The sequence below is a fragment of the Actinomycetospora aurantiaca genome (assembly GCF_037401875.1).
Classification (GTDB): domain Bacteria; phylum Actinomycetota; class Actinomycetes; order Mycobacteriales; family Pseudonocardiaceae; genus Actinomycetospora; species Actinomycetospora aurantiaca.
Map to the genome: position 1 here is coordinate 1 of NZ_JBBEGN010000029.1, position 26228 is coordinate 26228.

General features: G+C 73.9%; 28 protein-coding genes. 16 read left to right on the forward strand and 12 right to left on the reverse strand.

What is annotated here, in order from left to right; translation table 11 throughout:
- The 3 genes from WCD74_RS28955 to WCD74_RS28965 all read right to left on the reverse strand — a co-directional run.
- On the reverse strand, positions 1–1391 hold a 1391-nt coding region (locus tag WCD74_RS28955), incomplete at its 3' end, for a pyridoxal phosphate-dependent decarboxylase family protein (RefSeq protein ID WP_337698396.1).
- Positions 1384–2670 carry an MFS transporter gene (locus WCD74_RS28960; protein ID WP_337698398.1) on the reverse strand — a complete coding sequence of 429 codons (1287 nt, stop codon included), beginning with the start codon at positions 2668–2670 and terminating at the stop codon, positions 1384–1386. The genes WCD74_RS28955 and WCD74_RS28960, both read right to left, overlap by 8 nt.
- An 8-nt stretch (positions 2671–2678) precedes the next feature.
- Positions 2679–3161, reverse strand: a complete 483-nt coding sequence (locus WCD74_RS28965) for a flavin reductase family protein (protein ID WP_337698399.1) — start codon at positions 3159–3161, stop codon at positions 2679–2681.
- 169 nt (positions 3162–3330) lie between these two features.
- Here WCD74_RS28965 and WCD74_RS28970 point away from each other — a divergent pair, with 169 nt between their 5' ends.
- From WCD74_RS28970 to WCD74_RS29010, 9 genes are all read left to right on the forward strand, one after another.
- Positions 3331–4053, forward strand: a complete 723-nt coding sequence (locus WCD74_RS28970) for an alpha/beta fold hydrolase (protein WP_337698400.1) — start codon at positions 3331–3333, stop codon at positions 4051–4053.
- Positions 4050–5240 carry an FAD-dependent monooxygenase gene (locus WCD74_RS28975; RefSeq protein WP_337698401.1) on the forward strand — a complete coding sequence of 397 codons (1191 nt, stop codon included), beginning with the start codon at positions 4050–4052 and terminating at the stop codon, positions 5238–5240. The genes WCD74_RS28970 and WCD74_RS28975 overlap by 4 nt, the downstream gene beginning before the upstream one ends.
- Positions 5237–6103: a dioxygenase family protein gene (locus WCD74_RS28980; RefSeq protein ID WP_337698402.1), complete on the forward strand. Its 867-nt coding sequence runs from the start codon at positions 5237–5239 to the stop codon at positions 6101–6103. Before WCD74_RS28975 ends, WCD74_RS28980 begins: the two co-directional genes overlap by 4 nt.
- Before the next feature lie 3 nt (positions 6104–6106).
- A complete protein-coding gene (locus WCD74_RS28985; RefSeq protein ID WP_337698403.1) occupies positions 6107–7021 on the forward strand; it encodes a LysR family transcriptional regulator in 915 nt (304 codons plus the stop codon).
- A complete protein-coding gene (locus WCD74_RS28990; RefSeq protein ID WP_337698404.1) occupies positions 7018–8118 on the forward strand; it encodes a mandelate racemase/muconate lactonizing enzyme family protein in 1101 nt (366 codons plus the stop codon). Before WCD74_RS28985 ends, WCD74_RS28990 begins: the two co-directional genes overlap by 4 nt.
- A gap of 9 nt (positions 8119–8127) precedes the next feature.
- Complete coding sequence (catC, locus tag WCD74_RS28995) at positions 8128–8406, forward strand: muconolactone Delta-isomerase (protein ID WP_337698405.1); 279 nt, start codon at positions 8128–8130, stop codon at positions 8404–8406.
- Positions 8407–8467: 61 nt separating this feature from the next.
- Entirely contained in the window at positions 8468–9226 is a 759-nt protein-coding gene (gene pcaD, locus WCD74_RS29000) for a 3-oxoadipate enol-lactonase (RefSeq protein WP_337698406.1), read from the forward strand.
- A complete protein-coding gene (locus WCD74_RS29005; RefSeq protein ID WP_337698407.1) occupies positions 9223–10026 on the forward strand; it encodes a CoA transferase subunit A in 804 nt (267 codons plus the stop codon). The genes pcaD and WCD74_RS29005 overlap by 4 nt, the downstream gene beginning before the upstream one ends.
- Positions 10023–10664: a CoA transferase subunit B gene (locus WCD74_RS29010; protein ID WP_337698408.1), complete on the forward strand. Its 642-nt coding sequence runs from the start codon at positions 10023–10025 to the stop codon at positions 10662–10664. The genes WCD74_RS29005 and WCD74_RS29010 overlap by 4 nt, the downstream gene beginning before the upstream one ends.
- An 83-nt stretch (positions 10665–10747) precedes the next feature.
- Here WCD74_RS29010 and WCD74_RS29015 read toward each other — a convergent pair whose 3' ends face one another.
- Both WCD74_RS29015 and WCD74_RS29020 read right to left on the reverse strand, forming a co-directional pair.
- Positions 10748–11413, reverse strand: coding sequence for a class I SAM-dependent DNA methyltransferase (locus WCD74_RS29015; protein WP_337698409.1), 666 nt, complete (start codon positions 11411–11413; stop codon positions 10748–10750).
- Positions 11414–11442: 29 nt separating this feature from the next.
- A complete protein-coding gene (locus tag WCD74_RS29020) occupies positions 11443–12330 on the reverse strand; it encodes a hydroxymethylglutaryl-CoA lyase (protein WP_337698410.1) in 888 nt (295 codons plus the stop codon).
- Positions 12331–12496: 166 nt separating this feature from the next.
- Here WCD74_RS29020 and WCD74_RS29025 point away from each other — a divergent pair, with 166 nt between their 5' ends.
- Together WCD74_RS29025 and WCD74_RS29030 are read left to right on the forward strand one after the other, a co-directional pair.
- Positions 12497–12925 carry a CBS domain-containing protein gene (locus WCD74_RS29025; RefSeq protein ID WP_337698411.1) on the forward strand — a complete coding sequence of 143 codons (429 nt, stop codon included), beginning with the start codon at positions 12497–12499 and terminating at the stop codon, positions 12923–12925.
- Between the two features lie 91 nt (positions 12926–13016).
- A complete protein-coding gene (locus WCD74_RS29030) occupies positions 13017–13991 on the forward strand; it encodes an aldo/keto reductase (RefSeq protein WP_337698412.1) in 975 nt (324 codons plus the stop codon).
- 1 nt (position 13992) lies between these two features.
- Here WCD74_RS29030 and WCD74_RS29035 read toward each other — a convergent pair whose 3' ends face one another.
- The 6 genes from WCD74_RS29035 to WCD74_RS29060 all read right to left on the reverse strand — a co-directional run bounded on the left by WCD74_RS29035 (position 13993) and on the right by WCD74_RS29060 (position 22363).
- Positions 13993–15732, reverse strand: coding sequence for an NAD-binding protein (locus tag WCD74_RS29035; protein WP_337698413.1), 1740 nt, complete (start codon positions 15730–15732; stop codon positions 13993–13995).
- 10 nt (positions 15733–15742) lie between these two features.
- Positions 15743–17350, reverse strand: coding sequence for an adenylate/guanylate cyclase domain-containing protein (locus tag WCD74_RS29040; RefSeq protein ID WP_337698414.1), 1608 nt, complete (start codon positions 17348–17350; stop codon positions 15743–15745).
- Positions 17351–17418: 68 nt separating this feature from the next.
- Positions 17419–19056, reverse strand: a complete 1638-nt coding sequence (locus tag WCD74_RS29045) for an adenylate/guanylate cyclase domain-containing protein (protein ID WP_337698416.1) — start codon at positions 19054–19056, stop codon at positions 17419–17421.
- A gap of 55 nt (positions 19057–19111) precedes the next feature.
- Complete coding sequence (locus WCD74_RS29050; protein ID WP_337698417.1) at positions 19112–20317, reverse strand: fatty acid desaturase family protein; 1206 nt, start codon at positions 20315–20317, stop codon at positions 19112–19114.
- A gap of 52 nt (positions 20318–20369) precedes the next feature.
- Positions 20370–21482, reverse strand: coding sequence for a ferredoxin reductase (locus tag WCD74_RS29055; RefSeq protein WP_337698418.1), 1113 nt, complete (start codon positions 21480–21482; stop codon positions 20370–20372).
- 131 nt (positions 21483–21613) lie between these two features.
- Complete coding sequence (locus tag WCD74_RS29060; RefSeq protein WP_337698419.1) at positions 21614–22363, reverse strand: MerR family transcriptional regulator; 750 nt, start codon at positions 22361–22363, stop codon at positions 21614–21616.
- Positions 22364–22496: 133 nt separating this feature from the next.
- On the opposite strand from WCD74_RS29060, the gene WCD74_RS29065 reads away from it, so the two are divergent.
- The 3 genes from WCD74_RS29065 to WCD74_RS29075 are packed head-to-tail and all read left to right on the forward strand — an operon-like array spanning position 22497 to position 24393.
- Positions 22497–23567, forward strand: coding sequence for a M4 family metallopeptidase (locus WCD74_RS29065; RefSeq protein WP_337698420.1), 1071 nt, complete (start codon positions 22497–22499; stop codon positions 23565–23567).
- Positions 23564–23875, forward strand: coding sequence for a protealysin inhibitor emfourin (locus tag WCD74_RS29070; protein WP_337698421.1), 312 nt, complete (start codon positions 23564–23566; stop codon positions 23873–23875). The genes WCD74_RS29065 and WCD74_RS29070 overlap by 4 nt, the downstream gene beginning before the upstream one ends.
- Entirely contained in the window at positions 23872–24393 is a 522-nt protein-coding gene (locus tag WCD74_RS29075) for an SMI1/KNR4 family protein (protein ID WP_337698422.1), read from the forward strand. Before WCD74_RS29070 ends, WCD74_RS29075 begins: the two co-directional genes overlap by 4 nt.
- 2 nt (positions 24394–24395) lie before the next feature.
- Here WCD74_RS29075 and WCD74_RS29080 read toward each other — a convergent pair whose 3' ends face one another.
- Complete coding sequence (locus WCD74_RS29080; protein ID WP_337698424.1) at positions 24396–24824, reverse strand: GNAT family N-acetyltransferase; 429 nt, start codon at positions 24822–24824, stop codon at positions 24396–24398.
- A 192-nt stretch (positions 24825–25016) separates the two neighbouring features.
- Here WCD74_RS29080 and WCD74_RS29085 point away from each other — a divergent pair, with 192 nt between their 5' ends.
- Together WCD74_RS29085 and WCD74_RS29090 are read left to right on the forward strand one after the other, a co-directional pair.
- The gene (locus WCD74_RS29085; protein WP_337698425.1) at positions 25017–25487 is read left to right on the forward strand and encodes a hypothetical protein; all 471 of its coding nucleotides are present in this window, start codon (positions 25017–25019) and stop codon (positions 25485–25487) included.
- A gap of 110 nt (positions 25488–25597) precedes the next feature.
- Entirely contained in the window at positions 25598–26158 is a 561-nt protein-coding gene (locus WCD74_RS29090; RefSeq protein ID WP_337698426.1) for a YceI family protein, read from the forward strand.
- The last annotated feature ends 70 nt before the right edge of the window (positions 26159–26228 follow it).

Consider the following 26228-nt stretch of genomic DNA (forward strand, 5'->3'; position numbering starts at 1 on the left):
CGCGTCAGCCGGTCCAGGAACGCGATCAGCAGCGCCTCCCGCAATCGCGGTGGCGCGGCGTCGAGCAGGGCGTTGACCGGCGCCATGCGATCGGGGACGGCGGCTCCCTCCAGGCCGGCGAGCGCGAGGAGCCCGTCGAAGTCGGCGTCGTCGAGGGTCGCCGGGTCGAGGGCCGCCGCGGCCGCGCGCAGCTCGGGCGCCACCGCCACCGGCCCGGCCGCGACCGCGGCGTCGACCGACTCCCGCAGCGCCGCCACCAGGTCGTCGAGGCCGGACGCGGTGGCCGCGCTGATCGTCAGGTGCAGGGTCGCCGGCAGGTCCCGGAAGGCCATCTGCGGCTGGACGAACCAGCCCCGGGCGGACAGCTCGTCGGCGAGGGTGAAGACGTCCAGGGCGTCGTCGGTCGCCACGGCCAGCAGCGACGAGTCCGGCTCGGCGGCCAGGCGCAGGTGCCCCGTCGCCCGCACGGCGTCCGCGACCGCCGCGGTCGTCGCGAGGGTCGTCGCCACCAGGGACCGGTAGCCCTCGACCCCGATGTGGCGGGTCACCGCCCACGCGGCCGCGAGCGGACCGCCGGAGCGCGTGGACTGCATCGTCGCGTTGAGCATCGTGTAGCCGGGCCAGTCCGCACTGGCGAAGAACTGCGGCCGGCGCAGCGCCGGGTCCCGGTGCAGCAGCAGCGACACGCCCTTCGGCGTGTAGGCGTACTTGTGCAGGTCCGCCGACAGGCTGGTGACGCCGGGAACGGCGAGATCCCACGGCTCCGGGTACGCGCTCCACGGCAGCACCCAGCCGCCGATGCAGGCGTCGACGTGGCAGCGGACCCCGCGGTCGGCGGCGAGCGCGGCCACCTCCGCGACCGGGTCGACCACCCCGTGCGCGTACGACGGCGCCGAGACCGCCACCAGCACCAGCCGGTCGGCCACAGCGTCCGTCGCCGCCGCCATCGCGTCGGGGGCCGCCCGCATCGTCGTCGGGTCCACGTCGACCGCCACCAGCTCCACCCCGAAGTAGTGGGCCGCCTTGTGGAACGCACCGTGTGCCGTCGTCGGGACGACCATCGCCGGCCGGTCCACCCCGGCCGCGTCCCGCGCGGTCTGCACCGCGAGCAGGATCGACTCCGTGCCCCCGGAGGTCACGGTGCCGACGGCCGTGTCCGGCGCGTGGAACAGCGGCCGCGCGAACGCCACCAGGTCGCGCTCCATCGCGGCGAGGCTGGGGAAGGCGGTCGGGTCGAGTCCGTTGGTGGCCCCGAAGGATGCCAGCGCCGCCCGCCCCACGGCGTCCGCCTCGGCGAGGCCGGAGTCGTAGACGTAGGCGAGCGTGCGTCCGCCGTGCGTGGGCAGGTCGTGGGCGCGGAGGGCCTCGAGCTCGGCCAGGACGTCACCCATGAGAACCCCCGTAACGACCGATCGGCATCAGGCTCACCGCGACGAGCACCGCGGGCACCACCGAGAACCCCAGCGCAATCGCGAGCAGCGCGGACGGTGACTGCGCAGTCCCGCCGGTGGAGGCGACGTAGCCACCCGCCGCGAGCACGAGGCCGTAGAGCCCCGGCCCGAGCGCCAGCCCGAGGGTCTCGCCCGCGGTCCACAACCCGGTGAAGACCCCGGTGCGGTTGACCCCGGTCGCCCGCGTGGCCGCGGCGGCCACGTCGGGCAGCATCGCGAGCGGGCACAGCTGCGTCCCCGCGTAGCCGATCCCGGCGACGCCGGCCGCGACGTACGCGAGCGCGGCGACGTCACCTGCCGTCGTGACCAGCGCCAGGGACCCGACCACCAGCAGGACCGTCGAGGCGACGTACCCGGAGCGTTTGCCCCACCGCCGCGACCAGCGCTCCCACAGCGGGCTGACCAGCAGCGCCGGCCCGACGAACGCCGCGAACAGCACCGACGACGCGGCCGGGTCCGCCAGCAGGTACCGCGCCACGTAGGCCACCCCGGCGAGCAGCGTGCCCACCCCGAGCGCCTGCGCGACGAACGCCAGCAGCAGCCGGCGGAAGTCCGGGACGGCGAGCGCGACACGGAGCTGGGCGCGCAGCGGGCCGGTCGGCGCGTCGGTCGGGTCCTCGGCCACCCCGCACGTCGCCGCCCAGGCTCCGAGCGTGCCCACGAGCAGGAGCACGCCGACGTAGACACCCATCACGCGGTGGCCGGCGGCGTCCACGACCAGCGGCGCCGTGCCCCCGGCGAGCAGGATCGCCACCGCGATCACCGCGACCCGCCACGACATCATCCGCGTGCGCTCGTCGGCGTCCGGCGTGATCTCGGCGGGCATCGCGTTGAACGGCACCTGGAAGAAGGCGTAGGCGGTCGCGCACAGCAGGAAGGCCACCACCACCCAGGTGGCGGCGAGCGCGGGCGGCGCCGTCGGCCCGGCGAAGATCAGGGCGAACGTCACCGCCAGGGCGACCCCGGCCCGCAACAGAAACGGTCGCCGCCGGCCGCGGGGCGAGGTGCTGCGGTCGCTGATGCGGCCCGCGACCGGATTGAGCACCACGTCCCACGCCTTGGGCACGAACACGATCAGTCCGGCGACGGCGGCCGCGACGCCGAGCGTGTCGGTGAGGTAGGGCAGGAGCAGCAGACCGGGCACCGTCCCGAACGTCCCGGTCGCGACGCTGCCGAGCGCGTATCCGCGGCGGACCCGGGCGGGCAGGACCGCGGCCACGGTCGGGGCTAGAGCGCGGCGTCGGTGCGCGCGTAGGCGCCGCGGTGGAACACCAGGGGCGGGAGTTCGGCGGTCGCGAGGTCCTGCACGGCGCCGATGACGATGAGGTGGTCGCCGCCGTCGTGCGAGGCGTGCAACGTGCAGTCGATCCACGCGGTCGCCCCGTCCAGGATCGGCGACCCCGACGGCGAGGACGTCCACCCCACCCCGGCGAACTTGTCCGTGCCCGACTTCGCGAACTGCGTCGAGAGCCCGCCCTGGTCCTGGGCGAGGACGTTCACGCAGAACCGCCCCGTGCCCTCGATCCGCGGCCACGACGACGAGTTCCGGCCCGGCAGGATGAGCACGAGCGGCGGGTCGAGCGACAGCGACGAGAACGACTGACAGGTGAACCCGGCGGGCTCGCCGTCGACGAGGCCGGTCACGATCGTGACGCCCGACGGGAAGTGCCCCAGCACCGAACGCATCGTGGTCGGGTCCGTGCTCGCCATGAGCGCCATCCTCCCCCGATCACCTCGCCCCGTCACGCCGAGCCCCGGGGCGAGCACCGGGAGATCGAGATGTGGTCGGTCTCAATCGTCCTCGACTTTGCGCTTTTTCCTCCTGGATGAGCTGTGTCACGCTGGCTCGCAAGACCTGCACGACGAGGAAGGGTTCACCGTGGAGACCTTCGTCCTGATCACCGGCGCCTGGCACGGCGGCTGGAGCTGGCGCCCCGTGGCCACGAAGCTCCGGGCGGCGGGACACCGCGTGTACACGGCGACGCTGCCCGGGCTCGACCTCGGCGACGACCCGCGCGGCGTCACCCTGACCGACTGCGCCGACGCGGTCGTCGGCCTCGTCGAGCGCGAGGACCTCACCGACGTGACGCTGCTCGGGCACAGCTGGGGCGGCTTCGTCCTCTGCGGGGCCGCACCCCGACTCGCGCCCCGCCTGCGTCGCAACGTCTTCTGGAGCGCCTTCGTCCCGCAGGACGGCGAGTCGCTCATGGACGCGGTGCCCCCGCACTACGCGGACCTCTTCTCCGCCCAGGCCGCCGCGAGCGGTGAGCAGAACACGGTGTCGCTGCCGTTCGAGGTGTGGCAGGGCGCGTTCATGCAGGACGCGAGCGAGGACGCCCAGCGCGCGGTGTTCGGCCTGCTCGCCCCGCAGCCGATGGGCACCTTCCGCGAGGAGCCGAACCAGAAGCCGTTCTTCGACCTCGACGTCCCCAGCGCCTACGTGCTCTCCGTCGACGACGTCGCGCTGCCGCCCGGCGAGTACGGCTGGACCCGCTTCCCGGAGCGCCTGGGCGTCACCGCGATCGAGGCGCCCGGCAGCCACGAGGCCAACTTCACCCGCCCCGGCGAGCTGACGGACGCGTTCCTGAAGGCCTGCGCGTGAGGGTCGCCGTCGTCGGTGCGGGGATCGGCGGCCTGACGCTCGGGCTCGCGCTGCGCGCCCGCGGCATCGAGGTCGACCTCTACGAACGCGCCGCCGAGCTCCGCGAGGTCGGCGCGGCGGTGGCGCTCTCGGCGAACGGCACGCGCGAGCTGGTCCGGCTCGGCGTCGGGGACGCCCTGGACCGGGTCTCGACGATGCCGACCGAGCTGATCTACCGCGACGGCCGGACCGGCGAGCGGATCGCCGCCCATCCCGGCGGCGCGACCTACCGGGAGCGCTTCGGTGCGCCCTACTGGGGCATCCACCGCGTCGACCTCCAGCAGGGCCTCGCCCGCGCGTTCGGTGAGGACCACCTGCACCTGTCGCGGACGGTCGCCGGCATCGGTGACGACGGCCGCTCGATCGCCTTCGCCGACGGCTCCACCGTCACGGCCGACGTCGTCGTCGGCGCCGACGGCGTGCACTCGGTGGTCCGCGAGTACGTCGTGCCGGGCGAGGGCCCGCGGTACTCCGGCACCAGCGCCTTCCGCGGGCTCGTGCCCCGCTCCGCCCTGCCGTCCCTGCCCGACCCGCTGGCCATCCAGTTCTGGGTCGGCCCGCACGCCCACCTGTTGCACTACGCACTCGGTGGAGGAGAGCGCGGCAGCAACGACGGAGACACCGTCAACTTCTTCGCGGTGCTCTGCGGCCCGGACACGTGGGACGGGGGCAACAGGGAGGTCCCCGACGGCGAGCTGCTCGCCGGCTTCGCGGGCTGGCACCCCGCCGTCGTCGAGATGCTCGCCGCCGTCCCGCAGAGCCCGCGCTGGCCGCTGCTCTCCCAGCCGCACCTGACCCGCTGGACCCGCGGACGCGTCGTGCTGATCGGCGACGCCTGCCACGCGATGCTCCCCCACCACGGCCAGGGCGCAAACCAGTCGATCGAGGACGCCGTCGTGCTCGCCGACCTCCTCGCCGCGCACGACCCCGACGAGGCCCTCGCGGCCTACCCCCGACGACGCCGGGCCCGCACCCGTGCCGTCTCCACCAGCGCCTGGGAGACCGGGACGCTCCTCCATCTCCCCGACGACGACGTCGACGGCCTGAAGGCGCGCGACGCGCGCTTCGCGGGCTACCTCGACGCGAACGCCTGGGTCCACGAGTACTCCGCCAGTGCAGTCACCCCCACCACGAAGGACACCGCATGACCACCACCGAGGACCAGTCCGTGTCCGACGCCGCCACCGCCGGCTCGCACGCCACCGACATCGCCCGCTCCGGCGCGGCCACCTTCCGCACCGGCGGCGGCGACGTCGACCAGGCCCGCGTCGCCACCGTCGTCGGCGCCGCGCTCGAGGGCATCCGCTCCGCGATCCGCGAGCACAAGGTCACCTACGACGAGTTCGACGCCTTCAAGCGCTGGCTGATCAGCGTCTCCGACACCGGCGAGTGGCCGCTGTTCCTCGACGTCTACCTGGAGTTCGAGGTCGAGAAGGTCGCCGCCGAGACCCAGGACGGCTCGGTCGGCACGATCCTCGGCCCGTTCTGGCTCGACGGGCAGGCCCAGCTCGACTCCCCGGCCACCCTGCCGATGCGCGACGACGAGCCCGGCACGCCGATGATCCTGGCCGGGCAGGTCACCGACACCGACGGGACGCCGCTCGCCGGCGCCAAGGTCGACATCTGGCACACGGACGAGGAGGGCTGGTACTCCGGCTTCGCCGCCAAGCCGCCGGCCGGGAACCTGCGCGGCGTCGTCACCACCGACGACCAGGGCCGCTACGAAATCCACACCCGCAAGCCCGCGCCCTACACGATCCCGCTGGACGGTCCGACCGGGCAGATGACGCTCGCCGCCGGCTGGAGCCCGTGGCGCCCCGCGCACATCCACCTGCTGGTCACCGCCCCGGGCCACCGCACGCTGACCACCCAGCTGTTCTTCACCGGCGACCCCTACCTCGGCAACGACGTCGCCTCGGCCGACAAGCCGGAGCTCACCCTCGACCCGCAGCCCACCGGCCACGGCGACGAGATCCGCTCGGACCGGGACTTCGTCCTCGAGGCCGAGTAGCACGTGGACCTCCGGCAGCTGCGCTACTTCGTCACCGTCGCCCGCACCCGGCACTTCGGGCGGGCGGCCGGCGAGCTGCACATCGCCCAGTCGCCGCTCTCGCAGGCGATCCGGCAGCTGGAGTCGCACCTCGGCGCCCCGCTGTTCGAGCGGACCACCCGCCGGGTCGACCTCACCGCCGCGGGCGAGGCGCTGCTGCCGGAGGCGGTCCGCATCCTCGAGTCGGTGTCCGCCGCCCGGGACCAGGTGTCGCGGGTGGCGGCCGGCGACCTCGGCGCCCTGCGGATCGGGACGACGGCCCTGGCGACCTACCGGCACGTCCCCCGGCTGGTCCGGCGCCTGGCGGACGAGCTGCCCGGGCTGTCGCTGACCTTCCGCACCGAGATGCTGACGCCCTCGCTGGAGTCCGCGCTCGCCGACCACCGGATCGACCTCGCCGTCCTGCGGCCCCCGGTCTCCGACGACGCCCTCGCCGTCCACCTGCTGGCGCGGGAACGGCTCGTGCTGGCGGTCGGCGCCGGTGTCGGGGTCGGACCGGCCGAGGGCCCGGTCGACCTGGCCGACCTGGCCGACGCGGACTTCGTCGTCTACTCCGCCCCGGGGTCGGTCGTGGGTGCCGCGGCCGACCGGGCCTGCCGCGCCGCCGGCTTCGTCCCCCGCCACACCCACGAGGCCGACCAGACCTCGATCGTGCTCGCCCTCGTCGCCGCCGGCGTCGGGGTCGCCCTGCTCCCGGAGTCCGTGCTCGCCGTCTCCGTCGCCGGCGTGGGATACCGGGAGCTCCGCTCACCCGCGCCCGTCACCGCGGACGTCGCCCTGGCGTGGCGCCGCGACGACCCCTCACCCGCGCTCGCGAAGGCCGTCGGCGTCCTCACCGCCGACCCGGCCGACCCCCAGCCTGGAGACCCGCCGTCATGAAGATCCGTACCGTCGAGGCGATCCCCCTCGCCGTGCCGTACCGGCGCCCGTTCGCCTTCGCCAGCGGCTCGGTGACCGCGGCGGACCACGTGCTCGTCCGGATCACCACCGACGACGGCCTCGTGGGCGTCGGCGAGGCCCCACCCCGGCCCTACACCTACGGCGAGACCGCGGCCTCGGTGGTCGCGGCCGTGCGCGACCTGTTCGCGCCCGTGCTCCTCGGCGCGGACCCGTTCGCCCGGGAGCGCATCCGGGCCGACCTGCACCGGACGGTCGCGAACAACGCCGCCAAGGGCGCCGTCGACACCGCGCTGTGGGACATCGTCGGGCAGGCCTGCGGGCAGCCGGTGCACGTCCTGCTGGGGCACGCGGCCGACGACGTGGCGGCGGCGCACATGATCGGACTCGGCACCCCCCGCGAGATGGTCGCCGACGCGGTCGAGATGCGCGACGGGTACGGCGTCGAGGCCTTCAAGGTCAAGGTGGGTCGCGGGCTCGGGGTGGACCTCGCGGCCGTCCGGGCCCTGCGCGCCGAGCTCGGCGACGCGGTCGAGCTCTACGCGGACGCGAACCGCGGGTGGGACGCCGACACCGCGATCGTCGCCGCCCGCCGCCTGGCCGACCACGGCGTGACGATGCTCGAGGAGCCGAACCCCGCCGACGACGTCCTCGGCCGGCGCCGGATCGTGCGCGCCTCCCCGATCCCGGTCGTCGGCGACGAGTCCACGATCACCCTCGGCGGCGTCGCCCGCTCCCTGCTCGACGGGGACGCCCAGTCGATCAGCGTCAAGGTCGCCCGCACCGGCTTCACCGACTCCGCCAAGATCGTCGGGCTCTGCGAGGGCCTGGGCGTGACGACGATGATCGGCAACCAGATCGACGGGATGGTCAACACGGTCGCATCCGTGGCGCTCGGGTGCGGCCTGACCGCGCTCGCCCGGCACCCGGTGGAGGTCACGAACTTCCTGCTCATGACCGACGACGTCCTCACCGAACCCCCGGTGATCACCGACGGGCGGATCGCGGCCCGGCAGGCCCCCGGCCTCGGCGCGACGATCGACCCCGACAAGCTCGCCCGCTACCGCGCCGACCAGTAGGAGCCCGACGTGCAGTTCCTCGTCCGCATGGACGTCCGCCTGCCCCACGACATGCCGCCCGAGGTCGCCGACGACCTCCGCGCCCGGGAACGCGACCGCGCCCACGAGATCCAGCGCTCGGGGAAGTGGCCGGAGCTGTGGCGGATCGTCGGGCAGTACGCCAACTACAGCCGCTTCGACGTCGACTCCGGCGACGAGCTGCACCAGCTGCTCTCCAGCCTGCCGCTCTTCCCCTACATGCAGATCGAGGTGACCGCGCTCACGCGCCACCCGTCGAAGCTCGACTGACGCTGCCGGTGATCGGAAGAGCCCGTGTCCTACTCGCGGGTCATGAGAGAGGGTGGCCGGTGTGCGTCTCCACCTGACCGACGAAGGACCGCGGGACGCTCCCGTGCTCGTCCTGCTGTGCTCGCTCGGCTCCACCGTCGACATGTGGGCCCCGCAGCGCCGCGAGCTCGCGGACACCTACCGGGTGCTCACCCTGGACACCCGCGGGCACGGCGCCTCCCCGGTGCCCGACGGTCCCTACACCGTGGAGGAGCTCGCGGACGACGTCCTCGAGACCCTCGACGGACTGGGCGTCGGCCGCGCCGTGTTCGCCGGGGTCTCGCTGGGTGGGGCGATGAGCCAGGCGATCGCCTTCCGCGCCCCCGAGCGGGTCGCCGCGCTCGGGCTGCTGTGCACCTCCGCGCGGTTCGCGAACCTCGACACCTTCGCCGAGCGCGCCCGCGTCGCCCGGGCCGAGGGCGTCGCCGGTCTCGCGGACGGCGTGGTCGCGCGGTGGTTCACCGACGACGTCGCTCCCGAGGTCCGGGACCGGATGCGCGACATGATCGCTGCGACCCCCGCCGAGGGCTACGCCTCCTGCTGCGAGGCCATCGTCGCGTGGGACTCCCGCGACCGGCTCGCCTCGATCGCCGCCCCCACCCTCGTGATCTCCGGCGCCGAGGACCCGGCGACGCCCCCGGACCACGGTCGGGCGATCGCCGACGGCATCCCCGGCGCGCGCTTCGAGATCGTGGACGACGCGGCGCACCTGGCCTCGTACCAGCGGCCCGAGGTCGTCACCCCGCTGCTCGCCGAGCTCCTGAAGGGAACTACTGCATGAGTGAGATCGACAAGGTGGTCGCGAGCGCCGACGAGGCGGTGGCCGACATCGCGTCCGGCGCCTCGTTGGCGGTCGGCGGTTTCGGCCTGTCGGGGGTGCCGATCGTGCTGATCGACGCGCTGAACCGCACCGACGCGACCGACCTGAAGGTCGCCTCGAACAACTGCGGCGTGGACGGCTGGGGCCTGGGCGTGCTGCTCGAGCAGCACCGCATCTCCCGGGTGGTGGCCTCCTACATCGGCGAGAACAAGGAGTTCGCCCGCCAGTACCTCGGCGGCGAGATCGAGGTCGAGCTCAACCCGCAGGGCACCCTGGCCGAGCGGCTGCGCGCCGCGGGCACCGGCGTCCCCGCCTTCTACACCCCCGCCGGGGTCGGGACGATGATCGCCGACGGCGGGCTGCCCTGGCGCTACGACGCCGACGGGAACATCACCGTCACCTCCCCGGCCAAGGAGGTCCGCGAGTTCGAGGTGACGCTGGCCGACGGCACCCGGGTGCGCAAGCCGCACGTGCTGGAGACCGCGCTGGACATCGACTACGGCATCGTCCGCGCCCTGCGGGGCGACCGGCAGGGCAACCTGGTGTTCAACAAGTCCTCGCGGAACTTCAACCCGCTCGCCGCGATGGCCGGCCGGGTGGCGATCGCCGAGGTCGAGGAACTCGTCGAGCCCGGCGAGATCGACCCCGACGAGGTCCACCTGCCCGGCATCTTCGTCCACCGCGTGGTCGAGCTGACCGCCGAGGAAGTCCAGCGCAAGCACATCGAGAAGCGCACGACGCAGGAGACGATGAACCGATGAGTCTCACCCGCGAGCAGATGGCCGCCCGCGCGGCGAAGGAGCTCCGCGACGGCTCCTACGTCAACCTCGGCATCGGCCTGCCCACCCTGGTCCCGAACTACGTCCCCGAGGGCGTGGGCATGGTGCTGCACTCCGAGAACGGGCTGCTCGGCGTCGGTCCGTACCCCTACGACGCCGACGTCGACCCGGACCTGATCAACGCCGGCAAGGAGACCGTCACGACGCTGCCCGGCGCCAGCTTCTTCGACTCGGCGCTGAGCTTCGGGATGATCCGCGGCGGCAAGGTCGACACCGCGATCCTCGGCGCCATGCAGGTCTCCCAGACCGGCGACATCGCCAACTGGATGATCCCCGGCAAGATGGTCAAGGGCATGGGCGGCGCGATGGACCTCGTGCACGGCGCCAAGACCGTCATCGTGCTCATGGAACACGTCGCCAAGGACGGCTCGCACAAGATCGTCGAGAAGTGCGACCTGCCGCTGACCGGCCAGGGCGTCGTCCAGCGCATCATCACCGACATCGCCGTCCTCGACGTCACCGAGGCCGGCCTGGTCCTGCGCGAACTGGCCGACGGCGTCACCGAGGACGAGGTCCGCGAGAAGACCGGCGCCGAACTCACCGTCGACCTAGCGGGCTGAGCAGGCCACCCCGGTTCTGCACGAACGGGTCGTTCGTCACGGTAGAAGGTGACGAACGGCCCGTTCGTACGTTCCGGGGGACCTCAAGCCACCCGCAGGACCACCATGCGGGCGCCGACCCCGGCCGCCTTGCGGTAGTCCACGAGGTCGGTGGACACGATCTCGATCATCGCCATCTGGGCGAGCCGGTCGACCTCGGCGCGGTAGCCGCCGGAGTCCCAGATGTCGTCGAGCACCGTCGCCACGATCGTCCCGCCCGGCCGGCTCAGCCGGACGAACTCGCCGAAGGCACCGGGCCCGACGTGGCCGTGGGTCAACGTGCCGACGCAGACCACGACGTCGTAGGAGTCCGCGGGCACCGGCAGCGCGCGCGAGAGGTCCGCGGGCGCGAGCCGCCGGTAGGCCCCCGTCGCCTTGGCCTTCTCCAGCATCCCGGGCGAGAGGTCGACGCCGTCGACCGTGGTGGCCCCCAGCGCCGCGAGCTCCACGCCCACCAGGCCGGTGCCGCACCCGGCGTCGAGGATCTCGCCGCCGACCCCGGCGGCGTCGGCCACGGTGCGGGCCGCGATCACCGGCGCCACGTAGCCCTGCGCGTCCCCGGCCAGCTCGGTGTCGTAGCTCTCCGCCCACTCGTCGTAGAGGTCGCGCGCGGCGTCCGGGTCGGCGAGCGTGTAGGCGCGCCGCATGTACGCGCTGCCGGCGGTGTTGGTCTCGAGCGGGTCGGGCGCACCGGCTCCTGTGTCGGCCATGCCCTCCATCCTCGCGTACCGGGCGCGGATCAGCCCGGGAACGCGCCCGCCCGAGGCAGCAGCGCCGGCACCCGGTAGCCCAGCGCGTCGGAGAGGTACTCCGCGATCGGGATCAGCGCCGCGAGGTCCAGCCCGGTCCGGACGCCCATCCGCTCGAGGGTGTAGACGAGGTCCTCGGTCGCGATGTTGCCCGTCGCGGCCGGGGCGAACGGGCAGCCGCCGATGCCGCCGTTGGACGAGTCCAGCCAGTCCACGCCCCACTCGTACGCGGCGACGGCGTTGGCGAAGCCGGTGTTGCGGGTGTTGTGGAAGTGCGCCCGGGTGATCACGTCCGGGGCCACCTCGCGCACGCCGTCGAGCAGGGTGCGCACCTGCGTCGGCACCCCGACCCCGATCGTGTCGGCGATCGCGATCTCCTTCGCCCCGGCCGCGGCCGCGCGCCGCGCCACCTCGACGACGCGGGCCGGGTCGACCTCGCCGTCGAACGGGCAGCCGAACGAGGTCGCGATCGTCACGGTCGCGAACAGCCCGGCCGACGCCGCCTCGGCCAGGACCTCCTCGGCCACCGCGGTGAGCTCCGCGGTCGTGGAGTTCTGGTTGGCCTTGGCGAAGCCGTCGGAGGCCGGCACCACGACGTTGACCTCGTCGACGCCTGCGGACACCGCGCGGTCGTAGCCGCGCCGGTTGAGCACCAGGCCGATGTGCGAGACGCCCTCCGGCCGCGGCACGCGCTCCATGACGGCCTCGGCGTCGGCCATCGCCGGGACCAGCTTCGGGTGGACGAACGACGCCGACTCGATCCGGGTCGCGCCGGCCCCGATCGCCTGCGTGATCAGCTCGACTTTCGCGCCCGTCTCCAGCACCGCGCGCTCGTTCTGCAGGCCGTCCCGCGGGCTGACCTCGACGATCCCGACCATGCCGCGTCCTCCCGTCGTGGGTGCACCGTCACCCGACCCTAGTCCCGGTCCGGCGTGTGGGCCGGTGGCCCGTGGCCGTCCGTGAACCCCCGTCGGGAGCCTTTCCGACGCGAACCGGACATGAGATCGTCGTCACTCCGCCGGTCGCCGGACGAGGGAGTCGACGATGCGTATCCGGGACGTCCTGAACACGAAGCCCGCCGGGGTGCTCACGGTCGGACCGACGACCCCGGTGCCGTCGCTGCTCGCGGCGCTCGCGGCGCGCGGGGTCGGCGCGGCGGTGGTGGTCGACGCCCAGGAGGCGGTCGTCGGGATGGTCTCCGAGCGCGACGTCGTGCGGCACCTGCACCACCGCGGGGCAGGGGTGCTCTCCGACACGGTCGAGACGATCATGACCGGGCCGGTGACCTCCTGCGGTCCCGACGACGAGGTCGACTCGCTCGGCGGGGTCATGACCGAGCGACGGATCCGCCACCTCCCCGTGCTCGAGGACGGGAGGCTGACGGGCATCGTCAGCATCGGCGACGTCGTCAAGGTCCGCCTCGACGAGCTGGAGGCCCACCGCTCGCAGCTGGAGGCCTACATCAACGGCTGATCCGGCCGGGCCCACCGCTCCACCTGCGCACGTCGCCGTACTGTGCCGAACATCGCCGGTCGGGGACAGGAGTCGCCGGGTAGCCGTCCGCATGAAGACGACGAGGCTCGGCAAGACGGAGCTCGAGGTGTCCCGCATCGCCTTCGGCACGTGGCAGGTGTCCGGCGAGTGGGGCTCCTACGACACCGACCAGGCCCAGCGCGCGATCCGCCACGCGCTCGACCTCGGGGTGAACTTCTTCGACACCGCGCAGGCCTACGGGTTCGGTGAGGCCGAGGAGGTGCTGGCGAACGCCCTGCGCAGCGAGCTCGACTCGCGCCGCGACTCCGTGGTCATCGCGACCAAGGGCGGCATCAACCCGGGCAGCGACAAGCCGCGCGACTCCAGCCGCGAGTACCTGCGCGCCGGGGTCGAGTCCAGCCTGAAGGCGATGAAGATCGACCACATCGACCTCTACCAGATCCACTGGCCGGACGACGGCACGCCGTTCGCCGACACCGCCGGCTACCTGCAGGAGATGGTCGACGAGGGCAAGATCCGCCACGTCGGCGTCTCGAACTTCGACGAGCGCCAGATGGCGGCGTTCGACCAGCAGCGCCCGGTGGAGACGCTGCAGCCGCCGTACCACCTGTTCCGCCGCGGGATCGAGCGCGACGTCCTGCCCTACGTGCGCGAGAACGACATCGGCACGCTGGTGTACTCGCCGCTCGGCTCCGGCCTGCTCACCGGCACGATGGACTCGTCGACGACGTTCGAGGACTCCGACTGGCGCTCGCAGGCCTCGGCCTTCCACGGCGAGCAGTTCGAGACCAACCTCGCCGTCGTCGAGCGGCTGAAGGAGTTCGCGGCCGACAAGGGCGTCGAGGTCTCGCAGCTCGCGATCGCCTGGGTACTGGCCCAGGAGGGCATCGACGTCGCGATCGTCGGCGCCCGCTCCGACCGAAACATCGAGCGTTCGCTGGCCGCGGTCGACGTGGACCTCTCGCCCGACGACCTCGCCGAGATCGAGCGCATCACCGCCGACGGTGTGCAGGTCTCCGGCGCGTCGCCGGAGGGCGTGGCGTAGCTCAGCGCCCGACGGCCGTCCGGGAGTCGCAGCGCTCCAGCACCGTCCCGAGCCCGCCGCGCGTGGCGACGACCACCAGCCGGTCGCCGACCTTCAGCGCACGGCGCGGCCGGGGCGGCATCTCCAGCACCGCGTCCGGCCCGGCGCCCCGGAACACCCCGACGACGCGGACCTCGCCGGGCTCCGCGAGCACGGAGACCGGCAGTCCGGTCACGAGCGACGCCCGGCCCACCGCCACCTCGGCCATCAGCAGGATGCGGCGGCCCACCGGGATGGTCGCGAGGACCTGGCCGTCGCGCAGGGCGGCCGCGAACACCGGCGCGGCCACGTAGGACACGCTGCGCGAGATGGCGTTCATGCTGCGCTCGACCCGGCCGGCGAGGTCGTCGTCGCGCAGCCGCAGCACCACGCGCACGGCCCGCTGGACCGAGCGGGCCGTCAGCGCCGCCTGCAGGTTCGTCGCGTCGTCGCTGGTCACCGCAACGAGCGCGCGGGCGTTCTCGACGCCCGCCTCGCGCAGCACCCGCTCCCGGGTCGCGTCGCCGAACACCACAGGCACCCGGGCCCGGGCGGCCGCCCCCACCCCCGCGGTGTCCTCGTCGCGCTCCACCGCGACGACCGGCACGCCGCGCTCGCGCAGGGTGGTGACGATGCGCTGGCCCACGTTGCCCAGGCCGACCACCACCACGTGGTCGCGCCGCGGTGCCCGGCGGGCGGTCCGGTCCACGGTCCGGGCGCTGACCGCGCTCTCGACCACCACCGCCGTCACGAGCGGGATGATCGCGATGCCGACGACGGTGACGAAGGCCTGGATCACCCGGACCGCGACGCTCGCCCCGGTGTCCGGCTGCGCGGCCCCCGCGGAGTCCAGCACCGCGAGGTACACGGCGTCGCCGAGGGAGTAGCCGCCGACCGTCGCGAAGGCCATCGTGCCCGCGACGAACAGCCCGACCAGGGCCAGCGTGGCGCGGGCGAGCCGCCGCGTCAGCGACCCGCGGACGAGCACCACGCTCCGCTCGACCGCGTTGCGCAGCCGCTCGGTCCGCGGCCGGGAGAGCTGGTCGGTCACCCGCGCCCGGGACTCGGCGCGCGCGAGCACGAAGTCGGCCGGGTCGGAGTCGTCGGGCAGGAGCCGGGGACCGCCGCGCGCGCCGGTCTGGGAGTTCGCGGCGAGCCCGCAGACGAGCGCCGCCTCCCGCACCTCGCGGCGCCCGGCCACCACGAACGTCCGCCCGGCGAGCCGCACGTGCTGGCGGGTGTTCCGTCCGATCGCCTGCGCCACGAACGACGGCGCGGCGGTCTCGGACACCGAGAGCACCGTCGCCGTCGGGAGGATGCCCTCGATGCGGGCCCCGAGCCCGGTGTTGAACAGCCGCACCACCAACCGCACCGACGGGTCGATCTCCTGCACGCGCAGGGCCCGGTGGATGTTCGTGACGTCCTCGCGGTCGACCAGTGCGACCGCGGTCGCCCCGAGCACCCCGGCGGCGAGGAACGTGCCGTCGTCGTCGTCGGACCGGCCGCCCTCGACCACCCGCACCCCGGGCGCGGCCTCGATCCGGGCGACGTAGCGCCCGGTCCGGTCGGCCACCACGACCACGATCTCGGTGCCGTGCCCGCGCTGGCGCCGGAGGGCCTCCACGATCCGGAGGGTCAGCAGGTTGTCGCCGCAGATGACGAAGCGCTCCGAGCGCGTCCCCCGCCCGCGCGCCCCGGACGGTGCCGCCCCCGCGCTCGTCACGAGCGGGACCCTAACGGTGCGTGACCTCGCCCGCGGCGTGATCGACCCGGTCGGCGCGCCCGACGTGGTGGTCGCGCGGCACTGCCACCTCGGTGTCGGCGATCCGCCCCCGCAGCCGCTCCGCGGACACGACCACCCAGCGCCGGGCCTCCTCGTCCCCGGCCCGCTCGAGCGCCGCGCCGGACGCGACCACCCCGCGCCAGCTCGAGCCCGTGCCGGCCGCGCCGCGCTTGGCGAGGTCGCAGAGCCGCGCGGCCTCGTTCACCGGGTCGCCGATGACGGTGTACTCGTAGCGGCGGGCGTCGCCGACGTTGCCGGCCACCGCCTCGCCCGCGGACACCCCGATCCCGGCGTGCGCGCCCACCCGCTCGAGCCGCCCGGCGAGCTCGCGTGCGGTCGCCAGCGCGCCGGCCGCCGCGTCGCCCACGTCCTGCGGCGCCCCGAACACCGCGAGCGCCGCGTCGCCCTGGAACTTGTTCACCCAGCCGCCGTGGCGCTCCACGGCCTCGACCACCTCGGTGAAGAACACGTTCAGCCGCTCCACGACCTCGGTCGGGGGGCGCGTCGCGGCGAGCGCGGTGGAGCCCACGAGGTCGACGAACAGCACCGCCACCTCGCGGACCTCCCCGCCGAGCTCCGAGGTCCCCGTCATCGCGGCGTCGGCGACGTCCCGGCCGACCTGCCGTCCGAACAGCTCCCGCATCCGGTCGCGCTCGCGCAGCCCCGCCACCATCGTGTTGAAGCCGGACTGCAGCAGCCCCAGCTCGGTGGTGTCGGAGACCTCGACGACGGTGTCCAGGTCGCCCTGCTCGACCCGGCGCAGCGCCCGGCGCACCGCGGTCACGGACGCGACGATCGAGGTGGACGACAGTGCCGTCACCAGGAACCCGACCGCGAACGCCATCGACGCCAGGACCAGCGTCACCCGGCCGAGACGGTCCACGGTGAAGTAGTCGGCATACACGAGCGAGGTCCCGGCGGCGATCATGACGCCGAGCAGGGGCACCCCGGTGCCCATCACCCAGGCGCCCAGCGAGCGGACCGCCACGCCGGGCAGGCCCCGCTCGGTCGGCGGTTCGCGGACGAAGACCTGCGCGACCTCGCGGCGCAGCGCCAGCTCGGAGCACCGGTAGGCCACCGTGACCGTGGCGATGCCGCCCAGCGCGATCATGCAGGCCACGGCGAGCGCGAGCGTCGTGGAGTACGCCGCGTCGACCACCGCGAACAGCCCGACCCCGATCGTCCACGGCACGGCCTGCACCACCGCGAGCCGGACGGGCGCCCGGAGCACGACCCGTCGGGCACGCCGGTGGTGGCGCGCCACGGCCTCGGCGCCCGCGGCCGGGCCCGGTGGATCGGGGACCCGCAACCACGCCCAGCCGAACCCGAAGGCGGCGAGCCCGGCGAGCGGGGCGTAGAGCCCCAGCAGGACGAGGTTCGCGCGCAGCGCGCTGGTCTCGTCGTCGACCAGCGCGCGGAAGGGCAGCACCCACGCGGCCAGCCCGACGAGGATCGCGGCGCCGAGGACGTTGGACACGACGACGAGCGCCCCGACCAGCACCTTGGTCGCCCACGCGACCTGGTGCGGGGCCTCCTCGTGCGCTCCGGCGCCCGTCACGTCCCCGACGGTAGCCACGGCCCGCTCACCCGCGCGGGTGATGTGGCCGGATCGACCCGGTGGCGCCCTCAGGCCTGGGCCGCCATCCCGCCGCTCCCCCGGGCGGCCTCCCCGGCCTCGTCGGTCCCGTCGGTGGCGGCCACGGGGTCGCAGGGGTCGTGGGACGCGAGCCGGTCGGCGGGCGCGGAGTACTCGGTCTCCTCGTGGCGGCCCCGCAGGCACTGCCGTCCGACCACCTCCCAGCGCGCCCGCTCCCCCGCGTCCGCGCGCGACACCGCCGCCCCGGAGGCCGCGACGCAGCCCGGCACGGTCTTCGCCAGGTCGGTGAGCCGGGCGGCCTCGTTCACCGGGTCGCCGATGACGGTGTACTCGTAGCGCCGGGCGTCTCCGATGTTGCCGGCCACCGCCGGACCGGCCGACACCCCGATGCCCGCGGACACCGTGCCCAGGGCGTCGAGCCGTGCCGCCAGGTCGCGGGCAGCGGCGAGGGCGCACCCGGCCGGGTCGGCGACGGCGCTCGGCGTGCCGAAGACCGCGAGGGCCGCGTCGCCCTCGAACTTGTTGATCCAGCCGTGGTGGGCCTCGACGGCGTCGACCACCCGGGCGAAGAACGTGTTCAGCACGTCCACGACCTCGTGCGGCGGCCGGTCGAGCGCCATGCGGGTCGACCCCACGAGGTCGACGAAGAGCACCGCGACCTCCCGGACCTCGCCGCCGAGCTCCAGGTCGCCCTCCATCGCCGCCTGCGCGACGTCCTCGCCCACGTGCCGGCCGAAGAGCGCCCGGATGCGGTCCCGGTCGCGCAGGCCCGTGACCATCGTGTTGAACCCCGCCTGGAGCAGACCGAGCTCCGTGGCGTCCGTGACCGGCACGGTGACGTCCAGCTCGCCGGACTCGACGCGCCCCAGCGCCCGCCGGACCGCGACGACCGGTCCCGCGATCGAGTTGGCGGTGAGCGCGGTGAGCAGGAAGCCCACCGCCAGGGCGATCGCGGCCAGGACCAGCACCACGGTGCCGAGCCGGGTGACCGTGTAGTAGTCCGGCACGATGAGGCTGGTGGCGGCGATCAGCGCCACCCCGACCACCGGGACCCCGGTGCCGAGCACCCAGCCGCCGACCGACCGCACGGCGACCCCGGGGAGGGTGAGCCCGTTCGGCGGGTCCTGGGAGAGCACCCGGGAGACCTCCCGGCGCAGCGCGATCTCGGTGAGCCGGTAGGCGACGGCGACCGTCGCGAGGCCCCCGAGGGCCACCACGCAGGCGACGACGAGGGCCAGCCGCGGCGAGTAGGCCGCGTTCATGCCCGCGAAGAGGACGACCGCCACGCACCAGGGCACGGCCTGCACGACGGCGAGCCGGAACGGCGCGCCGACCACCACGGCGCGGGCACGACGACGGTGCAGGCGCCACGCCTCGTCGTCGGCGTCCCGATCGGGGGGCGGGGGCACCCGGACCCAGGCGAGCCCCCAGGCCACGCCGACGACCACGGCGACCAGCAGGTAGGCGCCGAACAGCCCGACGTTGCGGGAGATCGCCCCGCTCTCGTCGGTGACCAGCGCGCGGGTGGGCAGGACCCACCCGGCGAGCGTCAGGACGATGGCCGCACCGACCACGTTGGACACGACGACGAACGCGCCGGCCGTGGCCTTGCTGAACCAGCGCACGTCCTGGCTCGACGCGTCCGCGTCCTGCGCGGGGGTGTTCACCGTCCCCACCTTACCGGTACTCGGAGTACCGGTAAGGTCGGATGAGGCCCGTCACCTATCCGGGCATCCCCGGGGTCGACGGCGGCGCCGGCGGCAGCGCCGAGTCCGGAGCGCCCTCCGGCTTGATCTTGCCGCCCTGGCGCGGCAGCCCGGCCTCGATGCGGCGCTCGTTCGCCTCGCGGATCTTCTTCGCCGGCAGCGAGAGCCGCCAGATCGACCGCGTGGCCTGCCAGAACTGCCGCGGGAACGAGCCCGTCGTGTAGGGCAGGTCGTACTTGTCGCACAGCGCCCGGACGCGCTCCGCGATCTCGGGGTACCGGTTCGACGGCAGGTCCGGGTACAGGTGGTGCTCGATCTGGTAGCCCAGCGACCCGGACATGACGTGCATCAGCCGGCTGCCGGTGAAGTTCGCCGACCCGAGCAGCTGGCGCAGGTACCACTCGCCCTGCGTCTCGTTCTCCAGCTCCTCCTCGGTGAACACCTCGGCGCCGTCCGGGAAGTGCCCGCAGAAGATGATCGCGTAGGACCAGACGTTGCGGATGATGTTCGCGGTGAAGTTCGCGGACGCGGTGTGCACCGCGTTGGGGCCGGTCAGTGCCGGGAACAGCACGTAGTCCTTGCCGACCTGACGGGCCTGCTTGCGCAGGATGTCGAGGAACTTCTTCTTGAACTCCTCCGGGTCCTCGAGCCTGAGCTTGACGAGGCCGTCGATGTCCAGGTCGTGCAGCGAGACGCCGTACTCGAAGAAGGTCATCAGCAGCGTGTTCACCACGGGCTGCGTCAGGTAGTACGGGTGCCACGGCTGGTCGGAGCGGACGCGGAGGATCTCGTACCCCACGTCCTTGTCCTTGCCGATCACGTTCGTGTACGTGTGGTGCAGGTAGTTGTGGGAGTGCTTCCACTGGTCCGCGGGGCAGACGTTGTCCCACTCCCACGTCGACGAGTGGATCTCCGGATCGTTCATCCAGTCCCACTCGCCGTGCATGACGTTGTGGCCGATCTCCATGTTCTCGAGGATCTTGGCCACGCCCAGGGTCAGCGCACCGGCCCACCACAGCTCCCGCCGGTGGCTGCCGAACATCATCACGCGGGCGGCCACGTTGAGCCGCCGCTGGATCGTGATCAGCCGGCGGATGTACGCGGCGTCGTCGTCCCCGCGCGACTCCTCGATGTCGGAGCGGATCTGGTCGAACTCCCGGCCGAGCGCCTCGACGTCGGCCTCGGAGAGGTGTGCGAACTCCTTGACGTCCCGGATCGCCACGCTGTCTCCCTCGGATCGATTGCGGTGGTCGGTGACTCGGTACTCGTGCAGGTCAGGCGTCGACGACGCAGTCGCCGGCCGCCGCGGTCACGCAGGTCTGGATCTTGACGGCGTCCCAGCTCTGCCCGCCGGTCCCGTCGGCCCGGTGCTCGGTGCCGTCGCGCAGGTCGCGCACGGTGCCGGAGCGCAGCGGCACGACGCAGGTGTGGCAGATGCCCATGCGGCAGCCGAACGGCAGCTGCAGGCCGGCCTGCTCCCCGGCCTCGAGCAGCGTCGTCGCGCCGTCGATCTCGATCTCGGCGTCGGAGGACGAGAACGTCACCGTGCCGCCCTCGGCCTCGCCCCCCGCGAGGTTCGCCGAGAACCGCTCCACGTGCAGCTGGTCGGAGGCGTCGGCCTCCTCCCACACCCGCTCGGCGTCGTCGAGCATCTCGTTCGGACCGCAGACCCAGGCCTCCCGCTCGGCCCAGTCCGCGCACACCTCGTGCAGCGAGTCCAGGTCCAGGTGACCGTCCTCCTGCGTATGGCGGCGGATCACGGTGAGCGTCTCGTGCCGGTCCTCGAGCTCGTGGAGCTCGTCGGAGAACAGGAAGTGCTCCGGGTCGGGCGCGGAGTGCACGACGACGACGTCGGGCATGGTCGAGCGCCGGTCGAGCGTGCGCAGGAAGGCCATGATCGGGGTGATGCCGGAGCCCGCAGTCAGGAAGAGGATCTTCTTCGGCGGCGGGTCGGGGAGCACGAAGTCGCCCTGCGGCGGGGCCAGCCGGACGATCGTGCCCGGGGCGACGCCGCGGACCAGGTGCTGGGACAGGAAGCCCTCGGGCTGGGCCTTGACCGTGACCGACAGGTGCCCGGCGTCGCGCTTGGGCGGGGAGGTCAGCGAGTACGACCGCCAGTGGAAGCGCCCGTCGACCTGCACCGCGATCCCGACGTACTGCCCGGGCTGGTGGTCGAACGACCAGCCCCAGCCGGGCTTGATGACCAGCGTCGCGGCGTCGTCGGTCTCCTGCACGACCTTGACGACCTTGCCGCGCAGCTCACGGGCCGACCAGAGCGGGTTCAGCAGGGTCAGGTAGTCGTCGGGCAGCAACGGAGTGGTGAACCGGGAGGCCGCGGAGCGCAGCCGCTGGACCGGTCGGGGGAGTTTCGCCGACGCCTCGTTCACGACCGCCTCCGTATCGCCACTGACCCCGTCGCCGTGTGCGTCCCCCCGGGTGACCCGGAGGTGGTGGCGCGGGGATGTCCTGTGTGAGGCAGATCAAAACATCTCGCGGAGTCATATGACATCCCGGGATGTCAGATGGTGCCGACGTCGCCGTCCTCGAGCACCTGCGAGGCCTCGCGCACCAGTTCGCCGACCGCGCGGGGCATGGTCTCCCGGAACGCCGACATCACGGTCCGGGCGGCGATGGGCTGCAGGCTCGCGACCGCGTGGCGCACGTTCTCGAGCCCGTCGAGGGGCAGGCCGGCGGCGACGAACTCCTGCCAGACGGTCCGGCGGAAGAGGTCGACGAACCCGTCGGCGACCTCGTCGAGGTGGGCGAGGACGGTCTCGCGGGTGCGCAGCAGCGCCTCGACCGGCAGCCCGAGCGCGGCCGCCTCGACCCCGGCGCGGACCATCTCGGGGCTGTGGACGCGGATGTGGTCCCCGCCCATCTCCTCGACCATCCCGGCCTCGACCAGGGCCTCGAAGGACGCGGGCTCGCCGCCCACCCAGGACGCGAACTCCTCGCGGGTGAGCTCCACCGGCGGCTCGGCGCGCCACGGCGTCATCATCTCCAGGTACTGCGCGAGCGCGCGCTCGGCCGACTGGTTGGGGGTGGCCTCGACGAGCCGCTCGATCGCGGCGAGCGAGAACCCCTCCGCCTGCAGGTGCGTGATCAGCTCGAGGCGGGCGAGGTGCTCCGCGCCGTAGAACCCGGTCCGTCCCTGCATCCGCGGCGGCGGGAGCAGGCCGCGGGCGGCGTGGGCGCGGACGTTGCGGACCGTCATCCCGGCGTGGGCCGCCAGACGGTCGATCGTCCACTCCGCCACCGCGCCCACCACGTGAGACCACGCTACGGACGTCCGGCGCCGCGGTCGATTCATGTTACCGGGGGTACCGCGTAGCCAGTACCGGTGTGCGGGTCTCCTGGTCGGCGGTGCCGCGGCGGCGAGCGGCCGTGGGAGATTGCGCTCCATGGTCCTGTGCGCGATCGCCCCGCCCTCCCTGCTGCTCCGCCTGGCGGACGCCGGGTCGCCGTCCGCCCGGGAGGCGGCCCTGGAGACGCTGCGGGTCTCGGAGCGCCTGCGCGGGCGGCGGCTCGCCGTGGCGCAGGCGCTGCGCGCGCAGGGCCGGGCGGTGCCGCCGGACCGGCCCGGGGTCACCGCGAACACGGTGTTCGACGTGGCGGGCGGCGAGGAGTCCGCCCTGCCCGGGACGCAGGTACGCACGGACGGCGACCCGCCGTCGTCGGACACCGCGGTCAACGAGGCCTACGACCACGCCGCCGCCACCGTGGCCTTCTACCGCGAGGTCCACGCCCGGGAGTCGATCGACGGGCGCGGACTGGACCTGGTCTCGTCGGTGCACTTCGGGCAGCGCTACGACAACGCCTTCTGGACCGGCGAGCAGATGGTCTACGGCGACGGCGGGGGCGGCACCTTCGTCGCGGGTGCGCTGACCCGCTCGCTGGACGTGATCGCCCACGAGCTGACCCACGGCGTGACCCAGTACACCGCGAACCTGGTCTACGAGGCCCAGAGCGGGGCCCTCAACGAGTCGTTCTCCGACGTCTTCGGGATCCTGGTCAAGCAGCGCGTGGGCGGGATCGACGCTGCCGCCTCGGACTGGCTGATCGGCGCCGGCGCGCTGGAGCCGTCGCTGGGGACGGCCCTTCGCAGCATGCTGGCGCCCGGCACGGCGTACTCCGGGGACGACCAGCCCGCGGACATGGACTCCTACCGCGAGCTGCCGGTCGACGACGACCCGCGCAACGACAACGGCGGCGTCCACATCAACTCCGGCATCCCCAACCGGGCCTTCGCCGAGGCCGCGCGCGCCCTGGGCGGGAACGCGTGGGAGACGGTCGGCCCGGTCTGGTACGCGGTGCTCACCGAGCGGCTGCGGGCGGACGCGCAGTTCGCGGACGCCGCGTCGGCGACCATCGCGGTCGCCGCGGAGCGCTACGGCGACGGGTCCCGCGAGCACGACGCGGTGCGCGGCGGCTGGGACGCGGTGAAGGTCGTCCCCGCCCCGGATCCCCGATGAGGGTGACCGTGGTGCGCTCCGGCGGGGTCGCCGGCATGGTCACCACCACCACCCTGGACGCGGCGGACCTCGACGACCCCCGCACCGCCGAGCTCCGCTCGCTGGTCGCCGCGTGCTCGTTCCGCGAGCGCTCGGGCCCGGTGGCGCCGGCCCTGCGCGACGGCTTCGCCTACGAGGTCACGGTGCACGACGACGACGGGTCGTCGCGGGGCGTCCGGTTCGTCCAGGGCACCTCGCCGGAGGGCATGGACGCCCTGCTGCGGTGGGTCGAGGACTGCCCGGCCGGACGGCGGGAGACGGGCCGGTGACGAACGGACGGCAGCCGCTCTCCAGTCGGCCGCGGGGCACGGCGCGCGGCGGCGTCACCGACGACGAGCTCCGCGCCGCCTGGGCCCGCTGGCTCGGCGCGCTGCGCAACCGTGGGTGCGACCCGGCGCCGGTCCTGCGCCCCGGCGCCGCGCCCAGCACGCTCGCGGTCGCCGAGCAGGCGGTCGGCGCCCTGCCGGAACCGGTGCGGGCGCTCTACGCACTGAACGACGGTCAGGAGGACGCCGCCGGTCCGCTCGTGTTCCCGGCGCACGCCTTCTGCTCGCTCGACCGTGGGACGCGGGCGGCCCGGGGGGACGACCCCGGCCTCTGGCCGCTCGCCGAGGACGCCGTGGGCCACCACCTGCTGGTCGAGCGGGAGACCGGGCGTGTCGTGGTCGCGAGCGGGTCCGGCTACCGGGAGCTCGCGCCGGACCTGGTCGCCTACCTGGGCCTGCTGGCCGACACCGAGCTCGACCTCCCGGACGCCGGCTCCTGGGACGCACCCGGCCTGCGGTGACCTCACGCGGCGGCCGGCCGGAGCATCGGCACGTGCGGGATGCCGTCCTCGTCGTAGCCCGGGCCGGACACCGTGAAGCCGAACCGTTCGTAGAACCCCTGCGAGCGCACCTGCGCGCCGAGCACCACCGCGCCCGGGAGGATGGCCAGCGCGGCGCCGAACAGGGCCGCGCCGGCCCCGGTCCCGCGGAACGCGGGGGCGGACACGACCCGCCCGATCCGCGTGGTCCCGTCCGGCTCGGCCAGCACACGCAGGCACGCGGTCAGCTCGCCGCCGTCCGCCCGTGACCACCAGTGCTCCGCCTCGAGGTCCCGGCCGTCGAGCTCGGGGTAGGCGCAGCGTTGCTCGACGACGAACACGTCGACGCGCAGGGCGAGCACGGCGTAGAGGTCGCGGGGGTGCATGTCGTCCAGGCGGGCGCGGTGGATCACCCCACGAAGGGTGGCACCGGCCCCGTCCGCCGGTGTAGGACTCCCGTGTGGGCACCGAGGATCTGGAGCGGTTCTGGCCGAGCCGTCGCCTCGACGCCTTCGACGAGTTCTGTCGCCCGAGCGCCTGACGTCCCCCGCCGGACGTCCGCACGCCCCTGCCGGCATCCCACTCGTCCGAAGGACCTCCTCGCCATGACCGTGCTCAGCGCCGACCCCACCACCGTCCCCGCCGCGTCCCCCACCGGGACCGTCGTCCTCGACCCCGTCCGCCACGGCCTGGTCGACGCCGCCGGCGGCAGCCGCGACCTGGACGCCATGCTCGACGAGGCCCGCGCGGCAGAACGGGACGGCGCCACGTCCGTCGTCGTCCCCACCGCGGGTGCGGGCGCCCCCGCACCCCGCCACTGGCCCGCCACCGCGCAGGCCCTCGCGGTCCTGCTCGCCACCACCCGCGTGCGGGTGGTCGTGCCGCTGCGGGCCCGGGCGTGGTCGGTCGACGCGGTGGCGCGCTTCGCCACGAGCGCGACCGGGCTCGCCGGGGACCGGCTCGTCGTCCGGGTGCTCGGCGCCGGCGCGGAGCCGTTCGCGACGCGGCTGCGGGCGGCCTGGCCGGGCACGGTCGTCGTCGGCGAGGCGGACCCGGCGGATCCGGTCGCGGCCTGACCATCCCGTGGGGGCGGAGGCGCCCACCACACCCCTGACACTTGAAGATTGAAGCGATAGTGCTACGCTCAGGCCTATCAGTTGATGCTTCAAGTGTCCGGGAGGACGCCATGACCGAGACCGCCGCCCCGCAGCTCGCCCTCGCCGGCAGCTACCAGATCGACCCCGCCCACAGCCGCATCGGCTTCACCGCGCGCCACGCCATGGTCACGAAGGTGCGCGGGTCGTTCGGGGAGTTCCGCGGCACCGCCGTCATCGACGAGGCGAACCCCGCCGCGTCGTCCACGGAGATCGTCATCGCCGCCGCCAGCTTCGACTCCAGCCAGGAGCAGCGCGACGGCCACGTCCGCAGCGGCGACTTCCTGAACGTCGAGGTCTACCCCGAGATCACGTTCCGCTCCACCGCGGTCGAGAAGGTCGGCGACGACGTCTGGCGCATCACCGGCGACCTGACGATCCGCGACGTCACCAACTCGATCACCGTCGACTTCGAGCAGAACGGCGTCGCCAAGGACCCGTTCGGCAACGAGCGCGCCGGCTTCGAGGGCTCGACGACGATCAACCGCAAGGACTACGGCATCACCTTCAACGCCGCCCTGGAGACCGGCGGCGTGCTGGTGAGCGACAAGGTCGGCCTCGAGTTCGACATCTCGGCGATCAAGCAGGCCTGATCCCGGCCTCGCGGGAGCGGTGACCCCGGCCGGGCCCTCCTGTGGCCCGGCGGGGTCCCACCCGCCACAC